Source organism: Pseudomonas sp. P5_A2_2 (assembly GCF_054177685.1).
The window spans coordinates 1-3,365 of the sequence record NZ_JBGCUL010000491.1 but is presented as its reverse complement, the minus strand read 5'-3'; the positions used below and the strand labels follow the sequence as shown (position 1 = coordinate 3,365).

At 56.7% G+C, this 3,365-nt stretch carries 3 protein-coding genes and 1 pseudogene; all 4 read right to left on the bottom strand.

From position 1 onward, the window contains the following. Positions 1-319: 319 nt before the first annotated feature. Entirely contained in the window at positions 320-1,531 is a 1,212-nt protein-coding gene (locus ACXRVY_RS21005) for a M24 family metallopeptidase (RefSeq protein WP_108217669.1), read from the bottom strand. A 220-nt stretch (positions 1,532-1,751) separates the two neighbouring features. Further along, positions 1,752-2,777: a GlxA family transcriptional regulator gene (locus ACXRVY_RS21000; protein WP_223457287.1), complete on the bottom strand. Its 1,026-nt coding sequence runs from the start codon at positions 2,775-2,777 to the stop codon at positions 1,752-1,754. A gap of 11 nt (positions 2,778-2,788) precedes the next feature. Next, positions 2,789-2,899: pseudogene (locus ACXRVY_RS20995) on the bottom strand (serine dehydratase beta chain); the annotation flags it as partial. A 253-nt stretch (positions 2,900-3,152) separates the two neighbouring features. Continuing rightward, positions 3,153-3,365 (bottom strand): acyl-CoA thioesterase (locus tag ACXRVY_RS20990; protein ID WP_458238148.1); only part of this gene is annotated, 213 nt, incomplete at its 5' end.

The following is a 3,365-nucleotide window of genomic DNA, read 5'->3' as shown; positions in this document are numbered from 1 at the left end:
GGCACTGGCCGCGCGCCGCAGGGCCTTGCGCTCGGCGGTCTGTTCAAGTTTCTGCGCCAGGGTCGGCGTCAGGCTTGCGCTTTGGGTGCTCATTGGGCACCTCCGGTGTCAGAGGTGTGGTGATCGAAACGAAGAGTCGAGGCGTAGAACATGACAAAACCCTCTATTGTTTTACTTGGCAGGGTCAAGGCTCGGTAAATGCTGCGCGCTATTTAGTGTGCATGCATTGTTTTGTTCCGGTTTATCTCAGCCACCGGGAAGATTTTTCGCCACTCGTCAAAACAAAACGCCGCACAGGTTCACTGTGCGGCGCGGGATCTTACTTCTTGATGATGTTGTGTTCCGGGCCATACGGGAACTTGGTGATGTTTTCCCCACCCTGTTCGTTGACGATCAGGATGTCGTGTTCACGATACCCGCCGGCACCTGGAAGGCCTTCGGGCAGCATGATCATCGGTTCAATGGACACCACCATTCCTGGCTCCAGCACCGTGTCGATGTCTTCGCGCAATTCCAGCCCGGCTTCGCGCCCGTAGTAATGGCTCAGCGTACCGAAGGAGTGGCCGTAGCCGAAGGTGCGGTATTGCAGCAGATCGTGTTCCAGGAAAATCTCGTTCAATTGCAGCGCGATATCGCAGCAGCGCATGCCTGGTTTGATCAGCTTCAAACCGGCCTCGTGCACTTTAACGTTAACTTCCCATAAGCGCAGATGCTCATCGGAGCAGTGGTCCAGGAACAAGGTACGTTCCAGTGCGGTGTAGTAACCGGCAATCATCGGGAAGCAGTTAAGGCTGAGGATGTCGCCCTTGTTGACCTTGCGCGACGTGACCGGGTTATGTGCACCATCGGTGTTGATACCGGACTGGAACCAGGTCCAGGTGTCCATCAGTTCGGAATCCGGGAAAGTGCGGGCAATTTCGCGCACCATCGCCTGAGTGGCATGCAGGGCAACTTCGTATTCTGGAACCTGATCACGCAAGGCTTCGACGATGGCCGCACCACCGATGTCCGCTATACGCGCGCCATGGCGAATGATCGCGTGTTCTTCGGCGGACTTGATCATGCGCATACGCATGCACGGTGCGGCGATATCCACCAGCTCAGCCTGCGGATAGCGGCTGGCGAGTTTGTCGCGATTGAGCAAGTTCAGATGATCGAACTCGATGCCGATGCGCCCGGCCTTGGGCAAGGCCTGCTGGATCGCGACGAAGTAGTTGTCGCGCTGCCAGTCGGTGTAGACGATGTTTTCAGTGCCGACGGTACGGCGCCATGGCTGACCGCCATCAATGTTGGCGCTGATGGTCACGGCGCTGTCCTGGGTCACGACCAGCGCGTACTGACGCCCGAAGGAGCAGTACAGGAAATCGCTGTAGTAGTTGATGTTGTGATAAGACGTGAAGACCGCCGCGTCGATATTGTTCTGCGCCAGATAAGCCCGCAATTTGGCCTGGCGGTTGGCATATTCCTGAGCCGAGAACGTCGGATTCACTTTTTCGCCGTTCTTGATCTGGATGGTTTTCGGCATTTGCATGTCATTTATCCTTGTCATTGTTTGAGCAACAGAAGGCGCCAATCTGGCGGGCCGCTGAAGATCATTCGAACAGATGCAAGGTGAGGTTTTTTGTGCGAATCCGACCCGTAGTTGGTCATATCCGCTGTTTGGGAATCTGGTCCCGGATCCCCCCGGCAGAAACAAAAATGCCCCCGCCAAGCACGATAAAAGCCGCTTGGCGGAGGCATTGGCAACGCAGTCAGTGCGCTAGCGTGTTTGCTCGCGATGTGGCCGGTGCGTTCAACATTGCTACCCGCTGATTCTGCACCTTCGTGAGCAAGCTCGCGCCCATATGATCGCGAGGGTGTGCTCCGAAGTATTGGCGATAGCAGCGCGAGAAATGTTGCACCGAGACGAAACCGCACTCCCCGGCGACATCTGACAAGGAATGTTCACCGGCCCGCAACAACTGGCGCGCCTGTTGCAGCCGCAAGTCCAGGTAGTGTCGGGACGGCGAACAACCCAGACTGCGCTTGAACAGCCGTTCCAGATGTCGCCGGGAAATGCCCATGGTGTCGGCCAGTTCGTCGATACCCAGCGTTCGGCGCAAGTCCTCGTTCATCAGTGCCAGTGTTGCTTGAAGTTTTTCCGGGGCGTCACGCAAAGGAAGTAGCGGCCGGGCCTGGCGTGCTGCATGTTTTTCCATCCGCAGTATCAGACCACGCCCGTGGGTCCGGGCGAGAAGCTCATGCATCAACCCTTGAACGGCCTGCGGGCCGACGCAGGTCAGGCGTTGGCGATCGACACAGAACGGTGCCGCTACCGGCGTCAACTCGCGCAAAGCAGCAAAGGTCAGGGATGGGATGGGCTCCGGCAAACTGCAGCGGAAACCATCCAGCGCGCCAATCTGCGCCAGTAGCCAACCGGCCTTACCCAACGCCCCCAGGCTGATCGGTTGCCTCGCCCAGTGGTTCAGCTGCTGGAGCAAGTCTGGATTTTCAGTTCGAAGATGCAGGTTATCCCCACCGCAGAGGATTAATACATCGAACATTTGTGCCTGATCCAGTCGTGCAGTGGCGGTTGCGATGCCGTTGCTGGCGTTCAGTTGCTGTCCGTCCAGGCTAAGCATTTGCCATTGGCAAACATTGCACCCCGCCAACTGATTGGCCTGGCGTAATGGCTCCAGCGCATTGGCAAGGGCATACAAATCGAAGGCTTCCATCAACCAGAAGCCAATACGCAGCACCGGCGGTTGTGGCCGGCCAGACTCGGTCAGTTGCAGCATGCTCCACTCCCCCGTTGGTCAAAATACTCGACAAACAAAGCCCCGGCACGCATCGGGCCGACGGTATGGGAGCTGGAGGGGCCGACACCCATCTTGAACAAGTCAAAAACACTGATAGCCATCGTCGATCTCCGCGCCGCTTCAAAGGTGTCAGGAATTCACCCGATTGTCGGCGTCAGGAATCATCAAGGCGTGTCAGATATCGACCCCTAAGTGCTCGTCACTACCAATGGCGAGCTGGATGTATTGCTCGCACTAGCCTTGAGGAGCATTAAACGATGCGCACACTGAATCGCCGATGATCGGGATGGCTGTGGAACGCAAGACAGTCGCCTGCCCAGCTCAATCTCGTCCGAGCGACTACAACGCTCAAGCTCAAGACTGGAGCAGCGCCCTCAGTTGCTCTGGAACCTCAATAACTTCCCTGGTAACCGGCGAGATGCAAACGTGTGTAAGACTGGAAGTAAATGCCATGACATCTGGCGCTACATTACCTTCGACTAGAAATGTGAACGAGTGAAGCCCAATACTGGAAACACTTACCTTCATGGAAAGTTCGTCATCCCAAGTGACCGGATGAAGAAACTC

Coding starts and splice junctions, on each gene's coding strand:
- ACXRVY_RS21000 (WP_223457287.1), bottom strand. CDS start 2,777: ATGCTGCAACTGACCGAGTCTGGCCGGCCACAACCGCCGGTGCTGCGT.
- ACXRVY_RS21005 (WP_108217669.1), bottom strand. CDS start 1,531: ATGCAAATGCCGAAAACCATCCAGATCAAGAACGGCGAAAAAGTGAAT.